24 protein-coding genes are annotated in these 25312 nt (G+C 71.2%); 18 read left to right on the top strand and 6 right to left on the bottom strand.

The genetic code is table 11. The features are described 5' to 3' along the window. Nucleotides 1–215: 215 nt before the first annotated feature. The 3 genes from VS93_RS01920 (at nt 216) to VS93_RS01910 (ending at nt 2620) form a co-directional block, all read left to right on the top strand. Nucleotides 216–965, top strand: coding sequence for an alpha/beta fold hydrolase (locus VS93_RS01920; RefSeq protein ID WP_046468303.1), 750 nt, complete (start codon nt 216–218; stop codon nt 963–965). Beyond that, the gene (locus VS93_RS01915) at nt 962–2350 is read left to right on the top strand and encodes a hypothetical protein (RefSeq protein ID WP_046468302.1); all 1389 of its coding nucleotides are present in this window, start codon (nt 962–964) and stop codon (nt 2348–2350) included. Before VS93_RS01920 ends, VS93_RS01915 begins: the two co-directional genes overlap by 4 nt. Nucleotides 2351–2419: 69 nt before the next feature. Further along, nucleotides 2420–2620 carry a hypothetical protein gene (locus VS93_RS01910; protein WP_046468301.1) on the top strand — a complete coding sequence of 67 codons (201 nt, stop codon included), beginning with the start codon at nt 2420–2422 and terminating at the stop codon, nt 2618–2620. 30 nt (nt 2621–2650) lie between these two features. On the opposite strand, the gene VS93_RS01905 is transcribed toward VS93_RS01910, so the two are convergent. Then, complete coding sequence (locus VS93_RS01905) at nt 2651–3442, bottom strand: (2Fe-2S)-binding protein (protein WP_046468300.1); 792 nt, start codon at nt 3440–3442, stop codon at nt 2651–2653. 197 nt (nt 3443–3639) lie between these two features. Here VS93_RS01905 and VS93_RS01900 point away from each other — a divergent pair, with 197 nt between their 5' ends. From VS93_RS01900 to VS93_RS01890, 3 genes are read left to right on the top strand one after another with little or no spacing between them, the layout of a single operon-like run. After that, nucleotides 3640–4545, top strand: coding sequence for a metal ABC transporter substrate-binding protein (locus tag VS93_RS01900; RefSeq protein WP_156184645.1), 906 nt, complete (start codon nt 3640–3642; stop codon nt 4543–4545). Then, nucleotides 4542–5288 (top strand): metal ABC transporter ATP-binding protein, encoded by a 747-nt coding sequence (locus VS93_RS01895; RefSeq protein ID WP_046468298.1) that lies wholly within the window; start codon nt 4542–4544, stop codon nt 5286–5288. The genes VS93_RS01900 and VS93_RS01895 overlap by 4 nt, the downstream gene beginning before the upstream one ends. Further along, nucleotides 5285–6181: a metal ABC transporter permease gene (locus tag VS93_RS01890; protein ID WP_046468297.1), complete on the top strand. Its 897-nt coding sequence runs from the start codon at nt 5285–5287 to the stop codon at nt 6179–6181. The genes VS93_RS01895 and VS93_RS01890 overlap by 4 nt, the downstream gene beginning before the upstream one ends. Before the next feature lie 16 nt (nt 6182–6197). Here the strand turns inward: VS93_RS01890 and VS93_RS01885 are convergent, their stop codons facing one another. From VS93_RS01885 to rox, 4 genes are all read right to left on the bottom strand, one after another. Further along, on the bottom strand, nt 6198–7022 hold the full coding sequence (locus VS93_RS01885) for a thioesterase family protein (RefSeq protein ID WP_046468296.1): 825 nt from the start codon (nt 7020–7022) through the stop codon (nt 6198–6200). 123 nt (nt 7023–7145) lie between these two features. Beyond that, nucleotides 7146–7952, bottom strand: a complete 807-nt coding sequence (locus tag VS93_RS01880; RefSeq protein ID WP_046468295.1) for a helix-turn-helix domain-containing protein — start codon at nt 7950–7952, stop codon at nt 7146–7148. Between the two features lie 100 nt (nt 7953–8052). Then, the gene (locus tag VS93_RS32400) at nt 8053–8184 is read right to left on the bottom strand and encodes a hypothetical protein (protein WP_269082785.1); all 132 of its coding nucleotides are present in this window, start codon (nt 8182–8184) and stop codon (nt 8053–8055) included. A gap of 117 nt (nt 8185–8301) precedes the next feature. Then, entirely contained in the window at nt 8302–9729 is a 1428-nt protein-coding gene (rox, locus tag VS93_RS01875) for a rifampin monooxygenase (protein WP_046468378.1), read from the bottom strand. A gap of 272 nt (nt 9730–10001) precedes the next feature. On the opposite strand from rox, the gene VS93_RS33175 reads away from it, so the two are divergent. The 6 genes from VS93_RS33175 to VS93_RS01850 all read left to right on the top strand — a co-directional run bounded on the left by VS93_RS33175 (nt 10002) and on the right by VS93_RS01850 (nt 16563). Continuing rightward, complete coding sequence (locus VS93_RS33175) at nt 10002–10631, top strand: DUF5956 family protein (RefSeq protein WP_394298779.1); 630 nt, start codon at nt 10002–10004, stop codon at nt 10629–10631. Between the two features lie 151 nt (nt 10632–10782). Further along, nucleotides 10783–12177, top strand: coding sequence for an MFS transporter (locus VS93_RS01870; protein WP_046468294.1), 1395 nt, complete (start codon nt 10783–10785; stop codon nt 12175–12177). Next, nucleotides 12174–14261: a molybdopterin oxidoreductase family protein gene (locus VS93_RS01865; protein ID WP_046468293.1), complete on the top strand. Its 2088-nt coding sequence runs from the start codon at nt 12174–12176 to the stop codon at nt 14259–14261. Before VS93_RS01870 ends, VS93_RS01865 begins: the two co-directional genes overlap by 4 nt. Next, nucleotides 14258–15691 (top strand): FAD-dependent oxidoreductase, encoded by a 1434-nt coding sequence (locus tag VS93_RS01860; protein ID WP_269082784.1) that lies wholly within the window; start codon nt 14258–14260, stop codon nt 15689–15691. The genes VS93_RS01865 and VS93_RS01860 overlap by 4 nt, the downstream gene beginning before the upstream one ends. Before the next feature lie 197 nt (nt 15692–15888). After that, on the top strand, nt 15889–16149 hold the full coding sequence (locus tag VS93_RS01855; protein WP_046468292.1) for a hypothetical protein: 261 nt from the start codon (nt 15889–15891) through the stop codon (nt 16147–16149). Next, complete coding sequence (locus VS93_RS01850) at nt 16150–16563, top strand: putative toxin-antitoxin system toxin component, PIN family (RefSeq protein WP_046468291.1); 414 nt, start codon at nt 16150–16152, stop codon at nt 16561–16563. Nucleotides 16564–16615: 52 nt separating this feature from the next. On the opposite strand, the gene VS93_RS01845 is transcribed toward VS93_RS01850, so the two are convergent. After that, nucleotides 16616–17503, bottom strand: coding sequence for an ADP-ribosylglycohydrolase family protein (locus VS93_RS01845; protein WP_046468290.1), 888 nt, complete (start codon nt 17501–17503; stop codon nt 16616–16618). Between the two features lie 223 nt (nt 17504–17726). Here VS93_RS01845 and nirB point away from each other — a divergent pair, with 223 nt between their 5' ends. From nirB to VS93_RS32730, 6 genes are all read left to right on the top strand, one after another. Then, nucleotides 17727–20282: a nitrite reductase large subunit NirB gene (gene nirB, locus VS93_RS01840; protein ID WP_046468289.1), complete on the top strand. Its 2556-nt coding sequence runs from the start codon at nt 17727–17729 to the stop codon at nt 20280–20282. Nucleotides 20283–20286: 4 nt separating this feature from the next. After that, on the top strand, nt 20287–20670 hold the full coding sequence (gene nirD / locus VS93_RS01835) for a nitrite reductase small subunit NirD (protein WP_046468288.1): 384 nt from the start codon (nt 20287–20289) through the stop codon (nt 20668–20670). Next, nucleotides 20667–21827, top strand: coding sequence for a uroporphyrinogen-III synthase (locus VS93_RS01830; protein WP_046468287.1), 1161 nt, complete (start codon nt 20667–20669; stop codon nt 21825–21827). The genes nirD and VS93_RS01830 overlap by 4 nt, the downstream gene beginning before the upstream one ends. Before the next feature lie 64 nt (nt 21828–21891). After that, entirely contained in the window at nt 21892–22638 is a 747-nt protein-coding gene (locus VS93_RS01825; protein ID WP_046468286.1) for a sirohydrochlorin chelatase, read from the top strand. An 81-nt stretch (nt 22639–22719) separates the two neighbouring features. Then, on the top strand, nt 22720–23892 hold the full coding sequence (locus VS93_RS01820) for a dual specificity protein phosphatase family protein (protein ID WP_046468285.1): 1173 nt from the start codon (nt 22720–22722) through the stop codon (nt 23890–23892). 509 nt (nt 23893–24401) lie between these two features. Continuing rightward, nucleotides 24402–25061, top strand: a complete 660-nt coding sequence (locus VS93_RS32730) for a septal ring lytic transglycosylase RlpA family protein (RefSeq protein ID WP_275451687.1) — start codon at nt 24402–24404, stop codon at nt 25059–25061. Nucleotides 25062–25312 lie beyond the last annotated feature (251 nt).

Genomic DNA, 25312 nt, shown 5'->3' with positions numbered 1-25312 from the left:
CGCTACCCGGGCCGGGGCCTTTCACGCACATCGGCGGGGATGCGGCCGGTACCGGTGCCCTTCAGAAGGGGGAGCTCTGAGTGGCCCTCAGCCCGCGACCGCCGTGCTCTGATCTCCCCCGCGAGGCGGCCATGCGGCGACAAGTCCACGATGCTCGGGAGCCGGCTCGCTGAGCGCGCATGATTCGGCCGCGGGGCCACGGGCAGCGGGTCCCTATGACGTTGACCCGCTACATCGACGAGGTCGGGGGAGACCCGGTCGTGAGCTGGGGGCTTCCCGGACCCGGCCCGCCCGTGGTCTGCGTGCACGGGGCGGGTGTCTCCTCCCGCCAGACACTCCCCGTCGTGCGGGCGCTGGCGGGACGCCACGAGGCGTGGGCGGTGGACCTTCCCGGTTTCGGGCGCAGCCGGAGCCGCAAATCCTCCCTGACGCTGCTGGAACTCGCCGGCGCGTGCGCCTCGTGGATGCAGCAGCGCGACCTGAAGAACGCCTGCCTGCTCGGGACATCGATGGGCTGCCAGATCGTCGCCGAGATGTACCAGAGCAGACCGGAGCTGGTCTCGTCGGTGCTGCTCGTCGGACCGACCATGGATCCCCGGATGCGCTCGGCGCGCGGCATCGCCATGCGGGGGCTGCTCACCTCACCCAGCGAGCCCCTGCGGCTACTCCCCATGAACGCGGCCGACTACATGGACGCGGGACCGCGCCGGACACTGCGGGCCTACGCCGAGAGCATGCACGACCCGTTCGAGGACAAGCTCCCGCACATCGATGTTCCGGCGCTGGTGGTCCGCGGAAGCGGCGACCACATCTGCTCGCGCCCCTGGGCCGAGGAGGTGACCCGGCTGCTTCCGTCGGGCAGGCTGCGCACGGTCGAGGGGCAGGGCCACACGGTGTCGGTGGGTGCCCCGCAGACCCTGGCCGACCTTGTCTCCGATTTCCTCGAAGAGGAAGGAACCCCATGAAACCGGATCGAGCCGTTGCGGGGTTCGACTCGGCCACCGCGATGCTGCGAGGACTCAGCTACTACCTGTCCGGCCGGGAGTTCCCGTTCACCGGTGTCGTTCCGAAGAAGGCCGAGCCCGCGACCATCAGGTTCATGCGCGGAGCCAACCGGTTGCCGCGCGCGGCCAAGGAGCAGACCTACGCCATCGCCGGCTGGTCAGAGGCGATCCGGCGTGGCGAGGTCAAGGATGTGCGTTCCGACGACCTGGCGAGCTGGGTCGCCGGGCACTACCCGGACCGCCAGCACGAGGTGGCGTTCATCGGCTCCGCCAACGGGGCCCTTACTCATCTCGCCGCCGCTGTGGAGGCGCCCTGGCTGCCCCAGACGCTGCTCGTCCCGGTTCGGCGGCACGGGGTGCACCCCGACGATGCCTCACAGGACCTCGACAAGCTCCGGTCGACAGGACTGGAGCTGGCGGCCCGCAACCCCGAGTGGAACGTGCACCACATGCACGATCCCGCCCAGGACCGGCTCATGGTGGAGTACATGGCCTACTTCCGGGTCAAGTGGCGGCGGCTGCCCGCGCCCTACCGGTTCTTCCTGCGCCGCAGGCTCGCCCCGGGCGGCACTCTCGTCATCTCCGACTGCGGGCTGCGCTGGCCGACCACCCGTGTCAGCGATCAGTACGTCTTCCAGCACGGGGCACTCGGCGGGGCCACGAAGGAAGAGTTCCACCGGGGAAGCGAGCGCGTCCGCGAGTTCCTCCAGAGCCACGGATTCCCCCACGAGGCCTGGCGCGGCCCGGAGCCCGACGGCGACTCACCTGAGGCCGAATGGGGTTTCGAGCCTGCGATCCTCAATGACCTGCGTGAACTCGCCGCGGAAGAGGGGTGGAACCTGGTCCGGCTGCGTTACGCCGAGCCGGAGTCCCTCAGCCCGGCCGTGGCCGATCTCTACCGGGACTGGTACGAGCGTCGCGGCCTGCCGACCGGGCGGCTGCTGGTCGAGAGCTTCATGCTGACCGAGCCGTTCTGGACGCTCAAGACCGGATCGGTGCCGTTCTGGATGGTGTTTAACACCGAGAACTCGCTGCGGGCCCTGGAGAGCTACCTTGACGGGGCCCCGGACTTCGAGGAGATCCGTCTTGCCTTGTTCTCGCACGGCGTGGAATCGGTGGGGCTGGCGCCGGTACAGGAATGGAAACGGGTCCTGGACCGGGCGACCAAGCTCGGCGTTTTCCTCGGGACCGACCCCGATAGGTTCCCGCGCGACTTCGCCGTGCTGGCCGAGGCGCACCGCGAGTTGACCCGGATCCGCCGCACCTACCCGCTTCCCGAGTCGCTGCCGTGGGCCACGGCGGCCGACTTCCTGAAAGCCCGTGACGACGTGGACCTGATCGGCTGAGCCGCACCAGAGCGCCGGAAAAGACCCGGCGGGCGGCCGGGGGAGACAGGCAACGGAAAGGAACCAGTGATGAACCGCGACAGCGACGACAGGAAAGACGAGCAGCAGGACGACGACCGCCCGCTGGCCGACCGGCGGTCGGCGGACAGCCCTCCGGTGGCGGGCAACGAGGTCGGCGGGGAGCACGAGCCCTCGGAGACCGACCCGGCGGCCACGCCCCCGCAGGAGAACGAGGGGGACGAGAAGCCGGAGTGGCCCACACGCGCCTGAGGGGAGCACACCCGCCCGCGAGGTCGGGGATCAACCGGCGGGAGGCGTCTCGGCCCACTGCGCGAGGCGCGTTCCAGCGGAGAGCAGAGCGCAGTCTCCGCACTTCGCGCAGCCGGGGATCCGGTAGTACAGGCAGCAGCTGGTGCGGACGAAGAAGCGCCGCGGGCCGCCACCGGGGCGGACGAACTCCCCCTGGCCGGTCAGTTGCTCGCCGGCGAGCAACTGACCGGCCACCGTGTAGGCGTCATCGGCCCGCTGCGGCCGGGCCGCGGCCAATGCGGTGACCGCTCCAGCCAGAGAAGAGGCGGCGTTGCCCCACAGCAGCCGCGGCGCCACCTTGGCCTGGGCGCGCAGTGCCGCACCGATCGGCGCGAGAAGCCCGTGCAGCACGTGCTCACCCACCAGGTCCGCGGCCTCGCGGAGGTTTCCCGCCGCCCCGCCGCCGAGTGTGATGCTCCCGGCTCCATCGTCCAGCGCGAACGCCAGCGGCCCCGACCGTACGGGGAACCAGCACAATGCGGCGGGCTCGGGGCTGCGCCCGTGGCACAGGACGGCGCCGATCACCGGGGAGAGCAGGCGCGAGGCCAGCCCTTGGTACAGGATCGACGCGGCGACGCGCGGTTCGACGTCGGCCTCGGCGCATCCGGCTCTTTCGGCCAGCCTGGTCCGTACGCCGGCGATCTCGGCGGCGAGCAGGTCCGGCCGGTTCCACAGGGCCGCCACCGGGTGGCGGCCCTCGTCCGGCGGTTCGGGGTCGACCGCGAAGAACGCGTTGATGGCGCCGATGTCGCTGAGCACCGTGTGCAACCTCGGATCGGTCATCGGTGCCTTCGGGGCTCCCGCTGACCGGGCCGGCCCCGGCCTCCCTTCGTCCGCTCTCCGGTTCCCTTCGCGCCTCACGTTAGGGGAATCGCATCCCTGCCGGGCACCGGGGAGCCGCCTATCGGGGCACGGCTCTCCTATGATAATAGTTTGGTGTGCCGAACATTCGAGATTGGTCTTCTTTAACCCGATCGTCGATGGTCTTTCCCGCGGCTCTCGCCGTGCTCGCCGCGCCCGCCTGTTCCGGCCTGCCGTCATCGGCCTCCGAGGACGGGCCGCCCAAGGCCCTCACCACGTTCACCGTGCTCGCCGACATGGCCCGCAACGTCGCCGGGGACGAGATCGAGGTGGAGTCGCTCACCCGCCCCGGCGCGGAGATCCACAGCTACGAGCCCACCCCCGACGATCTGGTGCGCGGGCAGGACGCCGACCTCATCCTGGACAACGGCCTCGGTCTGGAAGCCTGGTTCGCACAGTTCACCGAACGGATCGACGCCCCCACCGCCACCCTCAGCGACGGTGTCGAGACCATCCCCATCTCCTCGGGCGACTACGAAGGCCAGGCCAACCCGCACGCCTGGATGTCACCGCGGAACGCCCGGATCTACACCGACAACATCCGCGACGCGCTCAGCGACCTCGACCCCGCGAACGCCGAAACATACGAGGCCAACGCCGAGGAGTACAAAGCCGAGATCGCCGAGATCGGCGAGTTCCTCGACACCGAGCTCGGCAGGCTTCCCCGCGACCAGCGCGCCCTGGTTACCTGCGAGGGTGCGTTCTCCTACCTCGCACGCGACGCCGAACTGCAGGAGAGCTACCTCTGGCCGGTCAACGCCGACAGCGAGGGGACCCCGCGGCAGATCGCCTCCGTCGTGGAATTCGTCGAGGACAACGACGTACCGACGGTGTTCTGCGAGAGCACGGTGAACGACGGCGCCCAGCGCCAGGTCGCCAAGGAGAGCGGGGCGGACATGGGCGGCGAGCTCTACGTCGACTCGCTCTCCGAGGCCGACGGCCCCGTCCCCAGCTACCTCGACCTGCTCCGCTACGACGCCGAGACCATCGTGGCGGGGCTGACCGGAGAGGAGAACCGGCGATGACCACTCCGGCGCTGCTGACCGAGAACATCACGGTCCGCTACAACGACGTACTCGCGCTGGAGGACGTGAGCCTCACGGTAGCCCCCGGACGCATCTGCGGCCTTCTCGGCACCAACGGCTCCGGGAAGTCCACCCTGTTCAAGGCGATCCTCGGACTGGTCCCGGCGGAGCTGGGCCGGGTCAGGCTGCGCGGCCGCCCCCCGGCGGCCGCGCGCAGGAAGGGCATCGTCGGCTACGTCCCGCAGTCCGAACAGGTGGACTGGGCGTTCCCGATCCGCGTTATCGACGTCGTGATGATGGGCCGCTACGGGCACATGGGCATCACCCGGCGACCCCGCCGCGCCGATCACGAGGCCGTCGCCGCCGCGCTGGAACGCACCGACCTCACCGGCCTCGCCCACCGGCAGATCGGCGCGCTCTCCGGCGGGCAGCGCAAGCGGGCGTTCGTCGCGCGCGGCATCGCCCAAGGCGCCGATGTGTTCCTGCTCGACGAACCGTTCGCGGGGGTGGACAAGCGCTCCGAGGCGACCATCATCGAGGTGCTGCGCGCGATGCGCGACGACGGCCACACGCTGCTGGTCGCCACGCACGACCTGGCCGGCGTCCCCCAGTTCTGCGACGAGGCGGTGCTGCTGCAGCGCCGGGTGATCGCGCACGGCGCCCCTGACGAGGTACTGGCACCGGACCGGCTGTTCGAGGCGTTCGGAATCGAGGCGCAGGCAGTGGGGGAGAGGACACGATGACCGCGTTGGTGGAATGGTTCGTCCTGCCGTTCCAGTTCGACTTCATGCAGCGCGCGCTCCTGGTGAGCGTGGTCGCCGGTGCGATCTGCGCGGTCCTGTCGTGCTGGTTGACGCTGATCGGCTGGTCGCTGCTGGGCGACGCGGTCTCGCACGCGGTGCTGCCCGGTGTGGTGCTCGCCTACCTGTTCGGGCTGCCGTTCGCCGCGGGAGCGCTGGTGTTCGGCGCGGGATCGGTGGCGCTGATCAGCGTGGTCAACCGGACCTCGCGGGTCAAGGAGGACGCCGCCATCGGGATCGTGTTCACCGCCCTGTTCGCGGTCGGTGTGGTGCTGATCTCCAGGATCCCCAGTGACACCGACCTGATGCACATCCTCTTCGGCAACGTGCTCGGGGTCTCCGACTCCGAGATCGTCCAGATCCTGATCATGGCCGCGGTGGTGCTGGTGGCCGTGGCACTCAAGCACCGCGACCTCACCCTGTACGCCTTCGACCGGGTGCACGCCCACGCGATCGGCCTCAATCCGCGCCGCCTGGAGGCACTGCTGCTGGGGATGCTGTCGGTGACGGTGGTGATCGCACTGCAGGCGGTCGGCATCATCCTCGTGGTCGCCATGGTGATCATCCCCGGCGCGACCGCCTACCTGCTCACCGACCGGTTCGAACGGATGCTGCTGATCGCGGCGACCGTATCGGTCGCAGCCTCCGTCCTGGGAACCTATGCTAGCTTCCACCTCAACATTGCGACCGGCGGCGCGATCGTGGTCGCCCAGGCGTGCGCGTTCACCCTGGCCTACCTGCTCTCCCCGAGCCACGGAATCGCGGGCCGCCTGGCGGCGGGCCGGTCCGCGCGCCGCACGCGCACGGGTACCGGAGACGTGCCCACGGCGGCGTGAACGCTTCCCAAGGGGATCACCACAGCATCGCGAACTGGCGGGACTGGGCCACCAGGGTTCCGGTGGAGTCCCAGATGTCGAAGTCCTCCTCGTGGAAGCCGCCGGAGATGTTGCGGGTCGCCGCCCGGCAGGCCAGCCACCCGGGGGCGGGCCGGGCGCGCACGTGCACGGTCAGTTCCACCGTGGAGGAGCCCGCCTCGCCCAGTTCCAGGGCCACCGGTGGCCCGGCGTCCACCAGGAACGGCAGCGCGGCCACGCCGGCGTCGTACCCTCCTGCCAGCCGCATCCAGAACTCCATCGTCGGGGTTTTGCTGGGGCGGCCGTCCAGCCAGCCCGGTCGACGGGGTGTGCGGTACTCGATCCGGTCGAGCAGGGACAGGCCCGAAAGCGCGAACCCCGCCAGCGGATCGAGGCACTCATCCGGCGGGGGCAGCTCCGGCGGCGCGGCCAACGAGTGGGTGCCCTCATTGTTCGCGCTGAGGTCGCCGAAGGTGGCCGTGGCGCGCAGGGCTTCCTTACCCTTCTGGAACAGCCGGACCTGGCCGGTGGTGGTCCGGCGCCCCCGGCGGACGGCCTCGGTGCTCAGCACCGCCGGCCCGGGGTCGGCCGGGCGGAGGAAGAACCCCGAGACCACCAGCGGGTCCGGGCGGGTGATCTCCTCCCGCAGCGCGTTCACGGCCAGCGCCAGCAGGTACCCGCCGTTGGGGTGGCCGGTCAGCACGGTCCACCGGTCGGTGACGGTCGCCGTGCGCCCGCCGCCGGCACGCTTCTGCGACCGGGTGTCCTCGTCGAAAGGGTGCCGACCCGTGCCAGTGACCACGTCTGTTCCTGTACCGCTCATGTCGCTCCTCCGGGTTTCCGCGGCGGGACTCGCCGAACGCTTCCAGCCTCGCCCGCCGGGTGCGGCCCGGCAATTACGTCGCGGGTAAGGGAAGTCGTACAGGCCGATGGCAGGGGCGGTGCCCTATCGCAGTGTCGGCGAATGCCGCTGGAGGAAGGCCGCGGTATCGCGGTCGGCCGGGAAGAAGGATTCGACGAGGATCTCGGCGGCCGTCACGTCCAGCGGGGTGCCGATGACCGCCAGCGTGCTGAAGAAAGCCAGTTCGCGCCCCTCGTGGCGCAGCCGCAACGGCACCACGACATCGCCGGGCCCCGGTAGCTCGACCTCGGGCTCCTCCTGGTCGCAGGGCAGCGCGCACAGCTCGGCGTAGAGTTCGGCGAGGTCGGGGGCGCCGGTGAGTTTGACCTGGCGGCGCAGCCTGCCCAGCAGGTGGGCCCGCCACTCGCCGAGGTTGGCGATCCTGGGCGCGAAGCCGTCGGGATGCAGGCTGACCCGGAGGGTGTTCACCGGCGGTTCGAGCAGCCGCGGGGAGACCCCCGAGGCCAGCAGGGTCTGCGCGGTGTCGTTGTGGTCGATGATGGTGTAGAGCCGGTCCACCGTGAGAGCCGGGTAGGGCTCGTGCCCGGTGAGGATCTGGCGGAGCGCCTTGCGCACCGGCGACATCTCCGGCGACCGCAGTGAGTACTCGGGGTAGGCGGGCGCGTACCCGCCCGCGAGCAGCAGGTGGTTGCGTTCGCGCAGGGGCACGTCCAGGTGGTCGGCGAGTTTCAGGATCATCTCGCGGCTGGGCCGGGTGCGCCCGGTCTCCACGAAGCTGAGGTGGCGGCTGGAAACGCCCGCCTCCAGCGCCAGGCCGAGCTGGCTCAACCGCACCCGCCGGCGATGATCCCGCAGCAGCTCTCCCACCGGAGGCGTGTTCAGGCTCCTCACCCCGGTGACGCTATCGCCACCGGGGCACCGAAACCATTACCCGCGAGGTAATCGCCGACCGGAAGGGCCCGGTTCCATCACGATCGCCGGGAGAGAGGTCTCAGGCAAGCCGCGACCGTTCGAGGGGCTGACCGGTGATCCCGGCGACGACCTCGAAGTCCTTGTCGGCGTGGAGGAGCGTCAGACCGCCGGGCTGAGCGGGAAGATCGTCGCCGGCAAATCCCGGTGACATTGACCTTGCCGGGATCGGCGTACTTCGCGGGGGCTTCGAGCCGGCGGGGTACGGCACCGGCCCGCGCCGAACTCGGCCGGAGATCGGGTCCCGCCCTTTCGAGCCACAACTGCGCGCTTAACTGAGGGCAGCGCCGAACCACTTGGGCAGCTGGCTGAGCAGATCCTGCTGGTCTTCACCGACCCACGCCACGTGGCCGTCCGGCCGCAGCAGCGCCGCGGGCACGTCCAGTTCCTCGCTGACGTCGACGACGTGGTCGACCCGCTCTGCCCAGCCCGCCACCGAGAACCGGCCGGTCTGGTCGAGCAGTAGCCCGCGGCCGCCGTGCATCAGCTCATAGAGGCGCCCCCGCTTCAGCCCCACGTCCCGCATCCGCCGACCGAGCAGTTCATGCCCCTCGCCGAAGTCGTAGCGGACCCCGATCGCGGTGATCTTCTCGACCAGGCGCCGGTTCACTTCCTCGAAGTCCATCAGTTCCGACACCAGTCGGCGCACTGACCGGGGACCCGGCTCGGGAGACAGCAGCTCCATCTGCGCGCGGGTGTTGTCCAGCACGTCGGCGGCCACCGGGTGCCGTTCGGTGTGGTAGCTGTCCAGCAGCCCCTCCGGCGCCCAGCCGTTGACCTCGGCGGCCAGTTTCCAGCCGAGGTTGAACGCGTCCTGGATGCCGAGGTTGAGCCCCTGGCCGCCGGTGGGCGGGTGGATGTGCGCCGCGTCGCCGGCCAGCAGCACCCGGCCGCTCTGGTAGCGATCGGCCAGCCGGGTGGCGTCACCGAAGCGGGAGAGCCAGCGCGGTGAGTGGACACCGAAGTCGGTGCCGGCGAACGCCCGCAACTGCTGCTTGAACTCTTCGAGGGTCGGCGGGGCCGATCGGTTCTCGGCCACCCCCTCGGCGGGCACGACGACGCGGTACACGCCGTCCCCGAAGGGCGTGGCGCCGAACAGCAGATGTGTCTTGCGGACGTCGTCCACCACGGCGGCGACCGTCTCCGGTGGCACGGCCACCTCCATCTCGCCCAGCAGCGTCTCGACCCTGGCGGGCTCGCCGGGGAAGCCGACGCCGAGCAGCTTGCGCACCGTGCTGCGGCCGCCGTCGCAGCCGGCGAGGTAGCGCGAGCGCAGCCGCGTGCCGTCGGCCAGCTCGGCGGTCACCCCGGCCTCGTCCTGGCTCAGCCCGACCAGCTCGCAGCCACGCCGGATCTCGGCGCCGAGCTCGGTGGCGCGCTCGGCCAGCAGGCGGTCGGTGGTGGTCTGCGGGATGCCGAGGACGTAAGGATGCGCGGTGTCCAGCCGGTCGGGCGAGGGCTTGGCGATGGCGGCGAAGAAACCGCCGAGCGGGTACTGCCGGCCGTGCGCGAGGAACCGCTCCAGCAGGCCGCGCTGGTCCATCACCTCGATGCTGCGCACGTGCAGGCCGAGCGCGCGGACGTACACGGCCGGCTCCGCCTCCTTCTCCAGCACGAGCGCGCGCACGCCGTTCAGCCGCAGCTCGCCGGCCAGCATCAAGCCGGCCGGTCCACCGCCGGCAACGATCACGTCAATCATGAAACCCCCCATTCGACAAGGCTGCATTTCGGCCAGCCGCACCTGCGCGCCGAGTGCCCGCGACCGCACCGCGAGTCCCACCGGCGGTTCGACGTCCCGCGAGACCACACGTCGACAAAAGCACACGTACTTCGCGAATCCCTGATTTCCGCAGGTTCTGGCTTCGAATGGAGATTCTGCGGCATGACCCGGGTCTTGCCGCAAGGCCCCCGGTGCGCTATACATTGAAAGTGGCAAGGATTCGCTGATCTCCTTGCCTTTTGTCGTCCGCTGTGGACGGACGACCTCCTCCCGAAGACGAGTCCTCGCACTACCTCGCCCAGGACGCCGAGGACCGGGCCCGCGATGCGCGGGCGGTACCTGAGGCGCTGGCCGCCGAGTGCGGCGACCCGCCGCCCGGCCCGAGAGGGCCTTTCCGGGACGCCCTGATCGCATGGCCATGTGGCCCAGAACACGTAATTCGATGCTTGAACACGCAGAATTCTGGACTGGTTCGCGTAACGCGGACGCGCGACGGAAGAACGGCCTCCTGGAACGAAGAAAAAACCAGGCCCGCCCAGGCGGCGATCGAGTCGGGAATCGATGACTACCTCGCGGAGGCCGGAGTCCCGGGCCAACCGTTCGGATACCGCTGGTTTGTAGAGCTTCCCACGAACACAGAGAACGGAGATGATCTATTCTCGGCGTTCGAAGCACAACTAAAAATAAAGATACCCGGACCCCGGATACAGGGCCTCTTCCTCCAAGAGTTCCCAATCCTGCGGGGTCCGCTTCGGCGTGCTCACTCCTCATCTTCAGCGGTGCACTCGGCGCAGAGCCGCCCGGCCAGTGGGAATCTTCTCCCGCACCAGTACCCCGAGACAGCCCCACGTGATCCGGCCCACAGTTCAAAGCCTGGATGACCTGCAAAACCGCGGAGAAGGCCGACCTCACCGCGGGGGCAAGGGCGGCGTGAGTCCTCTGTTTCGCGAGTGTTACGACACGACATATCCAGGCAACGCCCGCTGCCTACCGTCAACGGCGAAACCGCACGCCAAGCAGGAAGGCCGGGCTGTGACCTCCGACACCGCCACATCAGCGCAGCGCCCAAGCGGCCGCTGGATCGACCACTGGGACCCAGAGGACCAGGGGTTCTGGGAGGCCACGGGTCGCCCCATCGCCAGGCGCAACCTGTGGTCCTCCATCCTGGCCGAGCACATCGGATTCTCCGTTTGGAGCATCTGGTCGGTGCTCGTCCTGTTCATGTTGCCCGAGCACGGGTTCGACTTCAGCCCCGAGCAGAAGTTCCTGCTGGTTTCCGTGGTCGCCCTTGTCGGTGCCGTGCTGCGGGTGCCCTACACGCTGGCGGTGCCCAAGTTCGGCGGGCGCAACTGGACCATCGTCTCGGTGCTGGCGCTGCTGGTGCCCACCGCGCTGGCGATTTTCCTGATGCAGAACCCGGACACCCCGTTCTGGCTGTTCGTGATACTGGCCGCGACCGCGGGCCTGGGCGGGGGGAACTTCTCCTCCTCCATGGCCAACATCAACTTCTACTTCCCCGAGAAGGAGAAGGGGTGGGCGCTGGGACTCAACGCCGGCGGCGGCAACATCGGCGTGGCCACCGTGCAGATGGTGGGCCTGGGTGTCATCGCGGTCTTCACCACTAGCGCCGGGGCGGCCGTGCCGATGTTCTACCTGCCGTTTTTGCTGCTGGCGGTCTGGGTGGCCTACAAGTACATGAACAACCTCTCCACCGCCCGCACCGACACCGGCGCCCAGCTCGCGGCGACCAAGGACAAGCACTTCTGGATCATGTCCTTCCTCTACATCGCCACGTTCGGCTCCTTCATCGGCTTCGGCTTCGCCTTCGGCCTGCTGCTGCAGAACCAGTTCGACCGCACACCGCTGGAGGCCGCCTCGGTCGCCTTCCTCGGCCCGGCCATCGGCTCGCTGATCCGGCCTGTGGGCGGTTGGCTGTCGGATCGCTACGGCGGCGCCCGCATCACCCTGATCAACTTCGCCGCGATGGCCGCCGGAACCGGCCTGATCATCTTCGCGGTCAGCATCAACTCGCTGGCGCTGTTCGTCACCTCCTTCATCGCGCTGGTGCTGTTCACCGGGATCGGCAACGGCTCCACCTACAAGATGATCCCGGGCATCTACGCGGCCAAGGCCCAGGACCAGATCGCCGCCGGGGCGCCGCGCGAGGAAACGCTGGCTCAGAACAAGCGGATCGCCAGCTCGATGCTGGGCCTCATCGGCGCCATCGGCGCCCTGGGCGGGGTCAGCACCAACCTCGTCTTCCGTGAGTCCTTTGCCGCGACCGGATCGGCGGCGCCGGCGTTCGTGGCCTTCCTGGTCTTCTACACGGTGTGCATCCTCGTTACCTACACGGTCTACGTGCGCAGGCCCTCCGGAAGATCGTCCGGGGCCGGCGCCGAGTCCGCCCTGGAGCCCGTTTCCTCATGACCACGACCCATTGCCCCTATTGCGCGCTGCAGTGCGCGATGCACCTGGAGCCCGGGCCGGGGGGCGCTCTGGCCGCCCGGCCCGCGGACTTCCCGACCAACCGGGGCGGGCTGTGCCGCAAGGGCTGGACCTCGGCCGAGATGCTGGGGGTGGTCGACCGGCTGAGGCGGCCGCTGCTGCGCAAGGACCGCGAGGACGATTTCGCCGAGGTCGACTGGGACACCGCGCTGGACTACGTCGCCGACAGGCTGACCGACCTGCGGGCCGCACACGGGCCTGAGGCGGTGTCGGTGTTCGGCAGCGGGGGGCTGACCAACGAGAAGAGCTACCTGCTGGGCAAGTTCGCCCGCCTGGCGCTGGGCACCTCCCAGATCGACTACAACGGCCGGTTCTGCATGTCCTCGGCGGCCGCGGCCTCCACGCGCGCTTTCGGCCTGGACCGGGGGATGCCGTTTCCGCTGACCGACCTCGGCGAGGCGGAGGTGGTACTGCTGGCCGGGGCCAACCCGGCCGAGACGATGCCGCCGATGATGGCCCACCTCGCCGCACCGAGGCTGATCGTGGTGGATCCACGCTGCTCGGCCACCGCGCGGCAGGCCCTGGCCGGCGGCGGGATGCACCTGGCGCCGCGCCCCGGCACCGACCTGGCGCTGGCGCTGGGCCTGCTGCACACCGCCCGCACCGCCAACCTGCTCGACACCGGCTACATCGCCCAGCGCACCACCGGTTTTGCGCAGGCATGGCGGGCCGCGGCGGCCTGGTGGCCCGAGCAGACCGAGCACGTCACCGGGGTGCCGGCCCACCAGGTCCGCGCGGCTGCCCACATGCTGGGCAAGGCCAAGGGCGCCTACGTGCTGACCGGGCGCGGTACCGAGCAGCACGCCAAGGGCACCGATTCGGTTTCGGCGTGGATCAACCTGGCGCTGGGCCTGGGCCTGCCCGGTCGGGTCGGCTCGGGCTATGGCTGCATCACCGGCCAGGGCAACGGCCAGGGCGGGCGCGAGCACGGCCAAAAGGCCGACCAGCTGCCCGGCTACCGCAGGATCGACGACCCGGCCGCCCGCGAGCACATAGCCCGGGTGTGGGGGGTCGAGGCCGACACGCTGCCCGGCCCGGGCCGCAGCGCCTTCGAGCTGCTGGATGCCCTGGGCACCGAAGGCGGACCCAGCGCGATGCTGCTGTTCGGCTCCAACCCCGTCGTCTCAGCGCCCGACGCCGGGCGTGTGCGCGACCGGTTGGCCGACCTGGATCTGCTGGTCGTGGCCGACTTCGTGCTGTCGGAATCGGCGGCCATGGCCGATGTGGTCTTCCCCGTCGCCCAGTGGGCCGAAGAGGGGGGCACCATGACCAACCTCGAAGGGCGCGTACTGCGCCGCCGCGCCGCCGCCGCCCCGCCCGCCGGGGTGCGCACCGACCTTGAGGTGCTGCACGGTCTGGCCACCCGCCTGGGCCAGCCCGCCCAGCGCTTCCCCACCGACCCCGATGCGGTGCTGGCCGAACTGCGCGCGGCCTCGGCGGGAGCCCCCGCCGACTATTCCGGCATCACGCCTGAGCGCCTGGAAGCGGGCGAAGAGCTGCACTGGCCCGTCACCGAAGGGCAAGCCCCCACCCCGCGGCTGTTCCTGGACGGCTTCGCCCACCCCGATGGCCGCGCCCGCTTCATCCCCGTCCAGTACCGGCCGGCCGCTGAAACCCCCGACGCCGACTACCCGCTGATCGCCACCACCGGCCGCCTCATGGGCCACTACCAGTCCGGCGCCCAGACCCGCCGCATCCCCGAACTCGCCCAGGCCGAACCCGAGGCCTACCTGGAGATCCACCCCGACACCGCGGCCCGCAACGGGCTGACCGAGGGCGACTGGGCCCAGCTGACCTCCCGGCGGGGCACCACCACCGCCCGGGTGCGCCTGCGCCCCGACGCCCGCCGCGACACCGTGTTCCTGCCGTTCCACTACGCCGGCGCGCAGACGGCGAACAACCTGACCAACCCGGTTCTGGACCCCACCAGCCGCATGCCCGAGTTCAAGGTCAGCGCCATCCGGGTGGAACCGGCCACTACCGCACAGCAAGGAGGGCACCTGTGAACCAGCGTCATGTCGTGGTGATCGGTAACGGCATGGTGGGCGCCCGCTTCGCCGAGGAGGTCGCCCGCCGCGACCCCGCGGGCGAGCGGGTGCACCTGACCGTGCTCGGCGCCGAGGAGGAGCCCGCCTACAACCGGGTGCTGCTGCCGGGGGTGGTATCCGGCGCCTACACCCCCGAGGACATCTACCTGCCCTGCCCCGAGCAGCCCTCGATCAGTGTACGTACCGGCACCGCGGTGCAGGCCGTCGACGCCGAGTCCTGCGACCTCACCCTGGACGACGGCACCCGGATGGGCTATGACGAGCTGGTGCTGGCCACCGGCGCCCGCGCCTCGTTTCCCCCGGTGACCGGGGTGGCCGCCAAGGACGGCACCCCCGCTCCCGGCGTCACCGCGCTGCGCGACATGGCCGACTGCCACCGGGTGCAGGCGCTGGTCCGGCCCGGCGCGCCCGCCGTCGTGCTGGGCGGGGGAGTGCTGGGCCTGGAGGCCGCCCGGGCACTGGCCGAACGCGGCGTTCGGGTCTCGGTGGTGGAGGCCGCGCCGTGGCTCATGCGCCGCCAGATCGACCAGGCCGCCGCCGCCATCCTCGCCGAACGCTATCGGGCGCTCGGCGTGGCGGTGCACTCCTGGCGCGTGGCCGCGCGCTGGATCCCCGGCACCGGTCTGGAACTCGACGACGGGCGGATACTGGCCGGCGACGCCCTCCTGGTGACCGCCGGGGCGCGCGCCAACACCGAGCTGGCCAAGGACGCCGGCATCGCCGTCGAGCACGGCGTCCTCGTCGACGACACCCTGACCACCTCACACCCCCGGGTGCATGCCATCGGCGACTGCGCCCAGCACACCGGCGGCGGCGCAGGCCTGGTCCAGCCCGGCTGGGAGCAGGCCGCCGTGCTGGCCGACCTGCTCACCGGAACCGCTCCTGAGGCCCGCTACACCGGCGCGCGCCCGATCACCCGGCTCAAGGCCGAGGGCATCGACCTGACCTCGCTGGGCGAGACCGAAGCCGACGACACCGCCGAGACCGTGACGATCGCCGACCCCTATGGCGGGCGCTACGCCAAGCTGTCGGTGCGCGCCGAACGGGTCGCCGGGGCCGTGCTGCTGGGCTTTCCCGACGCGGCTTCGGCCATCGCCCAGCTGTTCGACACCCGGGCCGCCGTGCCCGCCGACCGCCTGGCGCTGCTGCAGGGCCGCCCCCAGCCCGAGGCCGACGACGTCCAGGCCGCGGCGCAGGCCGACCCGCTGATCTGCCGCTGCAACGCCGTCACCCGCAACCAGATCGAGGCCGCCTGGCTGGACGGCGCCCGCACCCGCGACACCATCGCCGCCCAGACCCGGGCCACCACCGGCTGCGGCAGCTGCATCCGCGATGTCAACACCCTGCTGTCAGGGTGGTCCGCCGCCGCCCCGGCCGATGTGTCCTGAAGACGCATAGGGAGCGGTTCGGCCCCACACGCTCCTGTGGGCCTCGGAGGAGTCCAGGACACGCTCCGCGAGCAGGCGCACCGGGTAGTTCCGCGGCCAGGCAGGGCCGAGAAGCGCCCAGGACGGGCCATCCGGCTTAGGCACTCCTCGCTCCCTCCTCAGTGGCCGTCCTTCGTTCTTTCTGTCAAAATGGACGCATGGCGCGGAAGAAGACCACGGTCTACATCGACGAATCACTGCTGCGGGCGGCGAAGATCGCGGCGGCGCGTTCCGGTAAGCGCGAGTACGAGGTTTTCGAGGAGGCGCTGCGCCGGCACCTGGGCTTCACGGAGATAGTCGAGCGGATCTGGTCCGGAATCAGTCCAGAGGATGCGCCCGGCGAGGAGGAGGCGGCGCGTATCGCCGCCGAGGAGCTGGCCGCCGTGCGCGCCGAACGCGCCACGCGCAAGGCGGGCTGAGTGGACAAGCCGGTCACCGTTGTCATCGACCCCAACGTGTGGATCGCGGCGGTCATCAACCCCTACGGAACTCCTGCCCGGGTGGTCGAGGCGGTCATGTCCGATCGGATCGCCGCCGTTGTCACCCAGCAGCTTCTCGATGAGCTGGCTTCGGTACTGACCCGCCCGAAGTTCCGCCGCTGGCTCAGCCTCGCTGACGCGGTTGCGTTCGTGGAAACCCTGGGCGGCAAGGCCGATCTCCACCCGGATCCGGGAGCACCGTCGCGGAAGGTGCGCGACCCGGACGACAACTACCTGGTCGCTCTCGCCGAGACCGCCGGCGCCGTCATCGTCACCGGAGACGCCGATCTCCTTGAGACCGACCTCAGTCCGCCGGCGGTCACGCCCCGTGACCTGCTGGAGAATCTGGCCTGACCGAACACGCCGGACCGTCCCCGCGTACGCGGGCCTGCACGTGGCCCCAGACTCAGAGGCTCACCCACTCCGGCAGCGGTTCGCCGTGGGAGAGCCACTCGGGGGGCAGCCGGCCGCCGGGCACCCGGGGCGCGAGGATGCCGCCGACGATCGCACACATGGTGCCGGCGTCTCCGCCCGCCCGGGCGGTCTCCCACAGCGCCGCAGGGTAGTCGTCGTGCTGCTTGGCCGCGGCCCACAGGGCGAACGGCACCGTGTCCTGGGAACTGCTGTGCTTCCCGCAGCCCAGCTCACCCGCAACAGCGACCGGGCCGGAGACGACGAGCAGCGCACGGGCGTCGCGCACACCATCGCGCACCTGCCCGGAAGGGACGTGGCCGAGGACCTCGTTCAGGAACACCCCCGCCCCGATCGGTTCCCGGCGCGCGGCGATCGCCGCGGCCACGGCGACCGCGACCGCCCCGGCGACACCCTCGGGGTGAGCGTGGGTCACCTCCGCCGCCAGCGCGGCCTGGCGCGCCGCCTCGGGCACGTCGTCGCTGAACCAGGCGCCCAGCGGCGCCGACCGCTTCGCGGCTCCGCTACCGAAGGACCCCGCCCCGTCGAACCGGCTCGCGGCGAGCTCACGCCAGTCGCCGCCCGCGTTGCGCGGCAACTGCTGGGTGGCCGCCCCATACCCCCGTCCGGGATCGAAACGGGCGGCGAACTCCGCCGCCAGCGCGTCCTGGTCGATACGTCCGTAGCGGTGCAGCACCGTATAGACCGAGCAGGCCGTTTCGGTGCCATCGGTCCACTCCCACCGCCCCGGCGGGAGCCGCCACTCACCGGAAGGGCCCATGCCCGGCGCAGCGGAGAAGCGTTGCCCGAACCCGTCGCCAAGGGCGAGTCCGGTGAGGGAGATCATCGCCCGCCGGGCGCAGTCGGAATCGATGGCGTCCATATCCATCCGATACTGCCCGCTTGGGCCTGTGTCCAACACCACTTCGCGGCCAGTTCTTCTCCGTGCCGTTCACGCCCTGATCACCTGCGGTGACAGGACAACGAAACATCGCCGTCACAGACGGCTGACGGCGCAGAAACACCTCGCGGGTTGCCTGGAGCCCTGAAGGACCCCGGGACGCGACAGTACGACATCCGCCGACCAGCGAGGAGCAGTACCCGGCATGAGACAACTCGTCGTCATCGGAAACGGCATGGTGGGACACCGCCTCGTCGAGGCGGTCCTCGACCGCGACTCCGGCATGGCCTGGCACATCGTCGTACTGGGCGAGGAGCCCCGGCCCGCCTACGACCGCGTCGCGCTGTCCTCCTACTTCGACGGCGCAGCCGAAACCGACCTGCGTATGGGCGACCTCCGCGCAGACGACCGGGTCGAACTGCGTCTGGGGGAGCGCGCCACCGGTATCGACCGCGGCGCCCGCACCGTCACCACCTCCGCCGGCACCACCCTCCACTACGACGCGCTGGTCCTGGCCACCGGCTCCGCGCCGTTCGTTCCCCCCGTCCCCGGCCACGACCTGCCCGGCTGCCACGTCTACCGCACCATCGACGACCTTGAGGCCATCACCGCCACCGCCCGCGGCACCGGCACCGGCGTCGTCATCGGCGGCGGACTACTCGGCTTGGAGGCCGCCAACGCGCTGCGCCTGCTCGGCCTGCGGGCCCACGTCGTCGAAATGGCCCCGTGGCTGATGCCCCGGCAGGTCGACGAAGGGGGCGGCGCGCTCCTCGGCCAGCTCATCGAGGACACCGGCGTCACCGTGCACGCCGGCGCCGAGCTCCGCGCCGTCGAACCCGGCGACAACGGCCAGGCCGCACACGTCCGCCTCGGCGAGGACACCCGCATAGACGCCGGCCTCGTCGTGTTCTCCGTCGGCATCCGGCCCCGCGACGAGCTCGCCCGCGCCGCCGGACTGGAACTGGGCCCCCGCGGCGGGGCCGCGGTCGACGCGGCCTGCCGCACCAGCGACCCCGCGATCTACTCGGTCGGCGAGTGCGCCAGCATCGAGGGAACGGTCTACGGGCTGGTGGCGCCGGGCAACGCCATGGCCGAAGTCGTCGCCGACCGGCTGGCCGGGGGCGAAGCCACGTTCACCGGCGCCGACACCTCCACCAAGCTCAAACTGCTCGGTATCGACGTCGCCAGCTTCGGCGACGCCCACGCCGAAACCCCCGGCGCCCTGGAGGTCGTGCTCAACGACGCCCCCGGCCGCCGCTACGCCAAACTGGTGGTCTCCGACGACGCCGCGACACTGCTCGGTGGAATCCTGGTCGGCGACGCCTCCGCCTACGCGGGGCTGCGCCCCCTGGTGGGCCACGAGCTCCCCGGCGACCCGCTGGACCTGGTCGCCCCCGGCCGCACGGGCGGGGGAGTGGGCGTCGGCGCCCTGCCCGACGAGGCGCAGGTGTGCTCCTGCCATGCTGTGACCAAGGGCGCCATCCGCTCCGCGATCGCCAATGGCGCCGCCGACGTCCCCGCACTCAAGGGGTGCACCAAGGCCGGCACCGGCTGCGGCTCCTGCATCCCGATGCTGAAGAACCTGCTCGCCGACGCCGGCGTGGAGCAGGCCAGCGCGCTGTGCGAGCACTTCGCCCACTCCCGCGCCGAGCTGGTGGAGATCGTGCTGGCCACCGGCATCGCTACGTTCTCCGAGCTGATCGCCAAGCACGGCACCGGGCGCGGCTGCGACGTCTGCAAGCCCGCTGTCGCCTCCATCCTGGCCTCCTTCGGCGGCGGCCACATCCTCGAAGGCGAGCAGGCCGCCCTCCAGGACACCAACGACCACTTCCTGGCCAACCTCCAGCGCAACGGCACCTACTCGGTCGTGCCGCGCATCCCCGGCGGCGAGATCACCCCCGACAAGCTCATCGTCATCGGCGAGGTGGCCCGCGACTTCGGGCTCTACACCAAGATCACCGGCGGCCAGCGCATCGACCTGTTCGGCGCGCGCGTGGAGCAGCTGCCCGCGATCTGGGGCCGGCTCGTCGAGGCCGGGTTCGAATCCGGCCACGCCTACGGAAAGGCGCTGCGCACCGTGAAGTCGTGCGTGGGCACCACCTGGTGCCGCTACGGCGTGCAGGACTCGGTGGGCATGGCGATCGAACTGGAGCTGCGCTACCGGGGCCTGCGCTCCCCGCACAAGATCAAGGCCGCGGTCTCCGGCTGCGCCCGCGAATGCGCCGAGGCGCGGGGGAAGGACTTCGGCGTCATCGCCACCGAGAACGGCTGGAACCTCTATGTCGGCGGCAACGGCGGCTTCACCCCGCGCCACGCCGAACTCCTCGCCTCCGACCTCGACTCCGAGACCCTCATCCGCTACATCGACCGCTTCCTGATGTTCTACATCCGCACCGCCGACCGGCTGCAGCGCACCGCCGCATGGATCGAGGCCATGGAGGGCGGGCTCGACCACCTGTACTCCGTCGTCGTCGAGGACGGCCTCGGCATCGCCGCCGAACTCGAGGCGGCCATGGCCCGCCACGTGGCCTGCTACTCCGACGAGTGGCGCGGCGTCCTGCAAGACCCCGAAAAGCTCGCCCGCTTCGTCTCCTTCGCCAACGCCCCCGAGGCCCCCGACCCCACCATCACCTTCGAGACCGAACGCGAGCAGCCCGTCCCCGCCGGCCCCGTCGCCCTGGGCATGCCCTCCCGCCGTCCGCCGGCCGGCGGAGACACCGCGCACACCGGTTCCGCCCAACCGCAGACAATGGAGGTCTGACGCGTTGACTGCCACCGCTACCGCCCTGCCCGTCAGCGCCGAAGGCCGCTGGATCACCGCCTGCCTCTCGGAGAGGCTCATGCCCGAGCGCGGGGTCGCCGTGCTGCTCCCCAACGGTGACCAGGCGGCACTGTTCCGCACGCACGACGGCACCCTCTACGCCATCGACAACATCGACCCGTTCAGCCGCGCCGCGGTGCTGGCACGCGGCATCGTCGGCGACCGCTCCGGAGAACCCACCGTCGCCTCGCCCATGCTCAAACAGATCTTCTCGCTGCGCACCGGCGCGTGCCTGGACGTCCCCGAGGTGCGCCAGCGCACCTACCGGGTACGCGAGCACGGCGGCCGGATCGATGTCCGCACCCACCCCGACGAGGCACCCCAATGAGCACCACCGTTCCGCTGCAGGCCGAACCAGTGACGACCGTGGCCCCCCTGGCCGGGTTCACGGTCGCGGTCACCGCAGCCCGCCGCGCCGACGAGCTCTCGGCTCTGCTGCGCCGCAAGGGGGCCGAGGTCCTCAGCGCCCCGGCGCTGCGCATCGTCCCCCTCAGCGACGACCAGCGGCTGGCCAGCGCCTCACGGGAGCTGATCCGCCGCCCGGCCGACATCGTCGTCGCCACCACCGGCATCGGTTTCCGCGGCTGGGTGGAGGGATGCGACACCTGGGGCCTGGCCGAACCGCTGGTGAACTCCATGCGCCACTCCCGCCTGCTGGCACGGGGCCCCAAGGCCAAGGGGGCGATCCGGGCCGCCGGCCTCACCGAGGAATGGTCCCCGCCTTCGGAGTCCTCCGCCGAGGTCCTGGACTACCTGCTGGAGTCCGGCGTCCACGGACTGCGCGTGGCCGTCCAGCTGCACGGCGAGCCCCTTCCCGACTTCTGCGCGGCACTGCGCATGGCCGGGGCCGAGGTGGTCGAGGTCCCCGTGTACCGGTGGACCGAACCCGAGGACGTCACCGCGCTCGACCGGCTCATCGAGACCATCCTCGGCGGCAGTGTCGACGCGGTGACCTTCACCAGCGCACCCGCGGCCGCGGGGCTGCTGGAACGCGCTGGACGCCTGGGCTCCCGCCACGACCTGGTCGCCATGCTGCGCGGAGACGTGCTGGCCATGTGCGTCGGCCCGGTGACCGCCGGCCCTCTGATGGCCGAGGACATCCCGACCGTGTGGCCGCCCCGGGCACGCATCGGCGCCCAGGTCCGCAAGCTCGCCGAGGAGCTGCCCGAGCGCTTCCCGAGCCTGCCCGTGGCAGGGCACCGGTTGCGGCTGCGCGGACACGCGGTGCTGCTCGACGGTGTGGTCCGCCCGGTCTCGCCCGCCCTCATGCGGGTACTGCGCGAGCTGGCACGCCGCCCCGGGCAGGTGCGTGACCGCGCCGACCTGCTCGCCTGCCTGGGCGGCGACGCCGACGCCCACGCGGTGGAGACCGCCATCGCGCGGCTGCGCACCGCCTTGGGCGCCCCCCGGATCATCCAAACCGTGGTCAAACGCGGCTACCGCCTCGCTCTCGACGGCGGCGACTGCCCTCCTACGAGGTCCTGATCATGAAGTTTCCAGCGGAGCAGACCTCCGGCTTCAGCCGTGGGGAGAGGAAGCCAGAAGTCAAATGACACCGACACTGCTGCTGGCCGTGCACGGTACCCGCGACCGGTACGGCACCTCGGTAGCGCGGACCCTGGCGCGCGGTGTCGCCCGCTGCGCGGGGGTGCCGGTGCGGCTGGGGTTCGCCGATGTGCTCACCCCCGATGTGGGGGAGGTGGCCGCGACCATCGACGGCCCCATCGTGGTCGTTCCCGCTTTCCTGGCCGCCGGCTACCACGTGCACGTTGATATCCCCGCCCAGCTCGCGCGCGCCGGACGCACGGCCGTCCCGGCGGCCGACGCCGACTCGCAAAGACTCGAAGACGACAGCGCGGCGCTGATCACAGACGCGCTGGGCTCGGACGACCGCCTGGTCGCGACCGCAGCGCGTCGGCTTCTCCAGGCCGGGTGGCGCCCGGGCGACGCCGTTGTGCTCGCCGCGGCGGGCTCCTCGGATACTCGGGCCCTCGCCCACGTCGACGACGCGGCCCGCCGGCTGTCGGGCGCACTTCCCGTCCCGGCGCGGGTCGAGGTCGGCTACATCGCCACCGCGGCACCGACCGTGGCCGAGGTCGTCGCGCGGCTGCGCCGGCAGGGCCACGACCGCGTCGCCATCGCCTCCTGGCTGCTGGCCCCCGGGCTGTTCCACCAGCGCCTCGCCAAGGCCGGCGCCGACACCGTGGCCGATCCGCTGTGCCCCGACAACGAGATCGCCGAGGCCGGCGCCGCCCGTTACCGCGCGGCGGTCGGGCGCCACCCCGTGACCATGTGAGCGGCCGGGCCTGCGAGAGGGTGGAACCCCCCGCCCCAGGGGCACACCTAAAGCGGGTATCCGCGTCGCGACGGGAGAGGTATGCCCTCTGAGAGCCAGGCCCCGACGGTGTCCGCCAACCTCTGGGACGACGACGATCCTCGGCACGACCGGGCCGCCGGGGCGTGGCTGGGCGCCGCGGCCGTGGCCTGCATCGTGGGGGCGTCGGCACCGGTGGTGAAGGAGATCGCCCGCCCCGACGGCGGCGGGACCGGGCCCGCCCTGCTGTCCTGGCTCGTCGTCACGGCGCTGCGCCACCTCGATGATCCCGGCGGCGTGGCCGCGGCCGTCGGCGCCGGACCCCACCGCTCCTGGGCACTGGCACTGCGGAGCACCCTCGCCGAGGGGCGGGTACCGGCCGCCGGCGAAGGGACGCCCGAGTCGGGGCCGGAAGCGGTCTCCCGGTGGGCCGTGGAGTGCACCCCGGTCCCGCCGCTCGACCCCGCTCGCGGGGTCTTCCCCTGCGCCCAGCTGGTCGATGCGGTGCGGTCGGCCCATGCGGCGAGCGGGGAGGAGGCGGCGATGTACGCGGGGGCGCTGGCCGGGGCACGGTGGGGCCTCTCGGGGATCCCGCTGCGGGCGCAAAGGCGGCTGGCCGACACCATCGACCCGGGATCGCTGGTGAGGCGGGCGGTGGTCACGGCGCGGGGCAGCGCGGCGTCGGTGTGGCCGGAGCAGCCTCACCACCACCTGAAGGGCAGCCCTTGCATCCGGCACCCCTTCGGGATCGAGCACCCGCACGACCCGGGGGTGACGCTGGGCAACCTGTCCTACATGCGCTCGGCCTCCGATATCGGGGCGGTGGTGACGCTGTGCCGGATCGGCGCGCAGGATCCGCTGACCCGGCTGCCGGGCCGCGACCGGATCGAGGTGTGGCTGGCCGACACCGAAGGCGTCAACCCCAACCTGCACTTCGTCATCGACGAGGCGGCCCGCGCGGTCGCGGCGCTGCGCAGTGAGGGCAAGCGGGTACTGCTGCACTGCGCCGCCGGCCAGTCGCGCACCCCCGCGGTGGCGGCCCATTACGCCGTGCTCAGCCGCGGCGTCGACGTGGTGGAGGCTCTGCGCACGATCATCCCCGCTGTTGGAGGGCACCTCGACACCCCGGAACTGTCCCGTGCGACCGCGGCCCTGCACGGGGTGGAGCTCGCCGATCCGCTGCGAGAGCTCTTCCCCGGCGGCCCGCCGCAGCGGCGCAGGGCGCCCCGGGATTGACCGCGGCCCGCCCCGCCGGCCGCCGCGTTCGAGGGGCACGCGGCGCGGTAGCGCCCCTCGCACCCGCGGGATCACGAATCGGCGGCCAAATCCCTGTTCGCCTCCGATAGTTCTAGACGACGCGCCGATTCGGAACGGAATCGGTGTCCTCGTTGACCACGGCTACCGCGGCCGGTAGACACGTGACCAGTTGTCCGGGAACCGGCCATACCCGGATAAACGGCAACAAAAATGCCAGGATCACCGAAGATTCCACAAAAGATCACTTAAGGGTCTGAGCGCGAGAAAACGCGTGACAAGTTCCACACAACACTGATTCGGGTTTTCGTGACCCGAGCGTTATGCCTACGCTCGGCACTGGCGGTCTCGCAGCCGATCCGCGGCTCGGACCCCACCCGATGCCCCACCCCGTGGCCCGGGTGGTCGTGCTGCGTTCTCACCTTCGAACCGGCCCCATAGTCTCCGGGGCCCGCGCAGCCGTGTCCCTGTTCCCGTTCAAAGGATTCATCGTGGGCAAAAAGCAGCCCTTGCACGCTTCGCCGCTGAAACGCACGAAGGACAAACGCCTGGTCGCCGCCATCACCGCCGCAGGAGCGGTCCTGATCGCCGGCGGCACAGCGGGAGCCGCGGTCGTCGGAGACCTCGGGGGCGACCCCAGCGCGGCCGCGAACAACACAGGCGTCCCCGCGGCGAAGACCGCCGATCCGGAGGAGCCCGCGGCCCCGGCCGACCGCGGCGACCAGGCCAAGGCTGAGGAGCAGCGCGACGAGGCCTCCGAGGCCGCCTACCAGAGCTTCACCGGCGCGACCGTGCAGAGCGAGGAGCAGTCCGCGCCCGCCGAAGAGGACTCCTCCGAGGGCGACTCCTCCGGGAACGGCTCCACCGGTGAGGGCGGCTCGTGCGAGGCGTCCATGTACAGCGAATCGCAACCCACGGCCAACGGCGAAACGTTCGATCCCGGCGCCATGACCGCCGCGCACAAGGAACTGCCCTTCGACACCATGGTCGAGGTGACCAACCCCGACAACGGCGAGTCGGTCACCGTGCGCATCAACGATCGCGGCCCGTTCATCGAAGGCCGATGCCTGGATCTCTCCAGGGCGGCGTTCACAACGATCGCCTCGCCCGACCAGGGCGTCGTCGACGTCGATTGGCAGGTCGTCGGATAGGCCATCTCCGCACCTCCAACGCGGGGCGGCCGCCTCTCCTGAGCTGCGCGTGGCCAGGGCACCTCAGCGCTTCACCGGATTTCCCGGAGGGGGCCCTGGCCTTCAGGCCGGGGAGGAGAATCCGGGCTCCGTCAGGGGCGTCCCGGCGTAGCCGGGGCGGTCCGAGAACGAAGTTCGAAGGCAGCGAACCAGCCGGCTCACGCGTACCGTCCCTTTTGTAAGGTGTCGTACATGCGTACGGCGTACAAGTG

This window comes from Allosalinactinospora lopnorensis (assembly GCF_000981225.1).
GTDB classification, from domain to species: domain Bacteria; phylum Actinomycetota; class Actinomycetes; order Streptosporangiales; family Streptosporangiaceae; genus Allosalinactinospora; species Allosalinactinospora lopnorensis.
The sequence above is the reverse complement of the archived record's forward strand: the minus strand, read 5'-3'. Positions and strand labels throughout refer to the sequence as shown.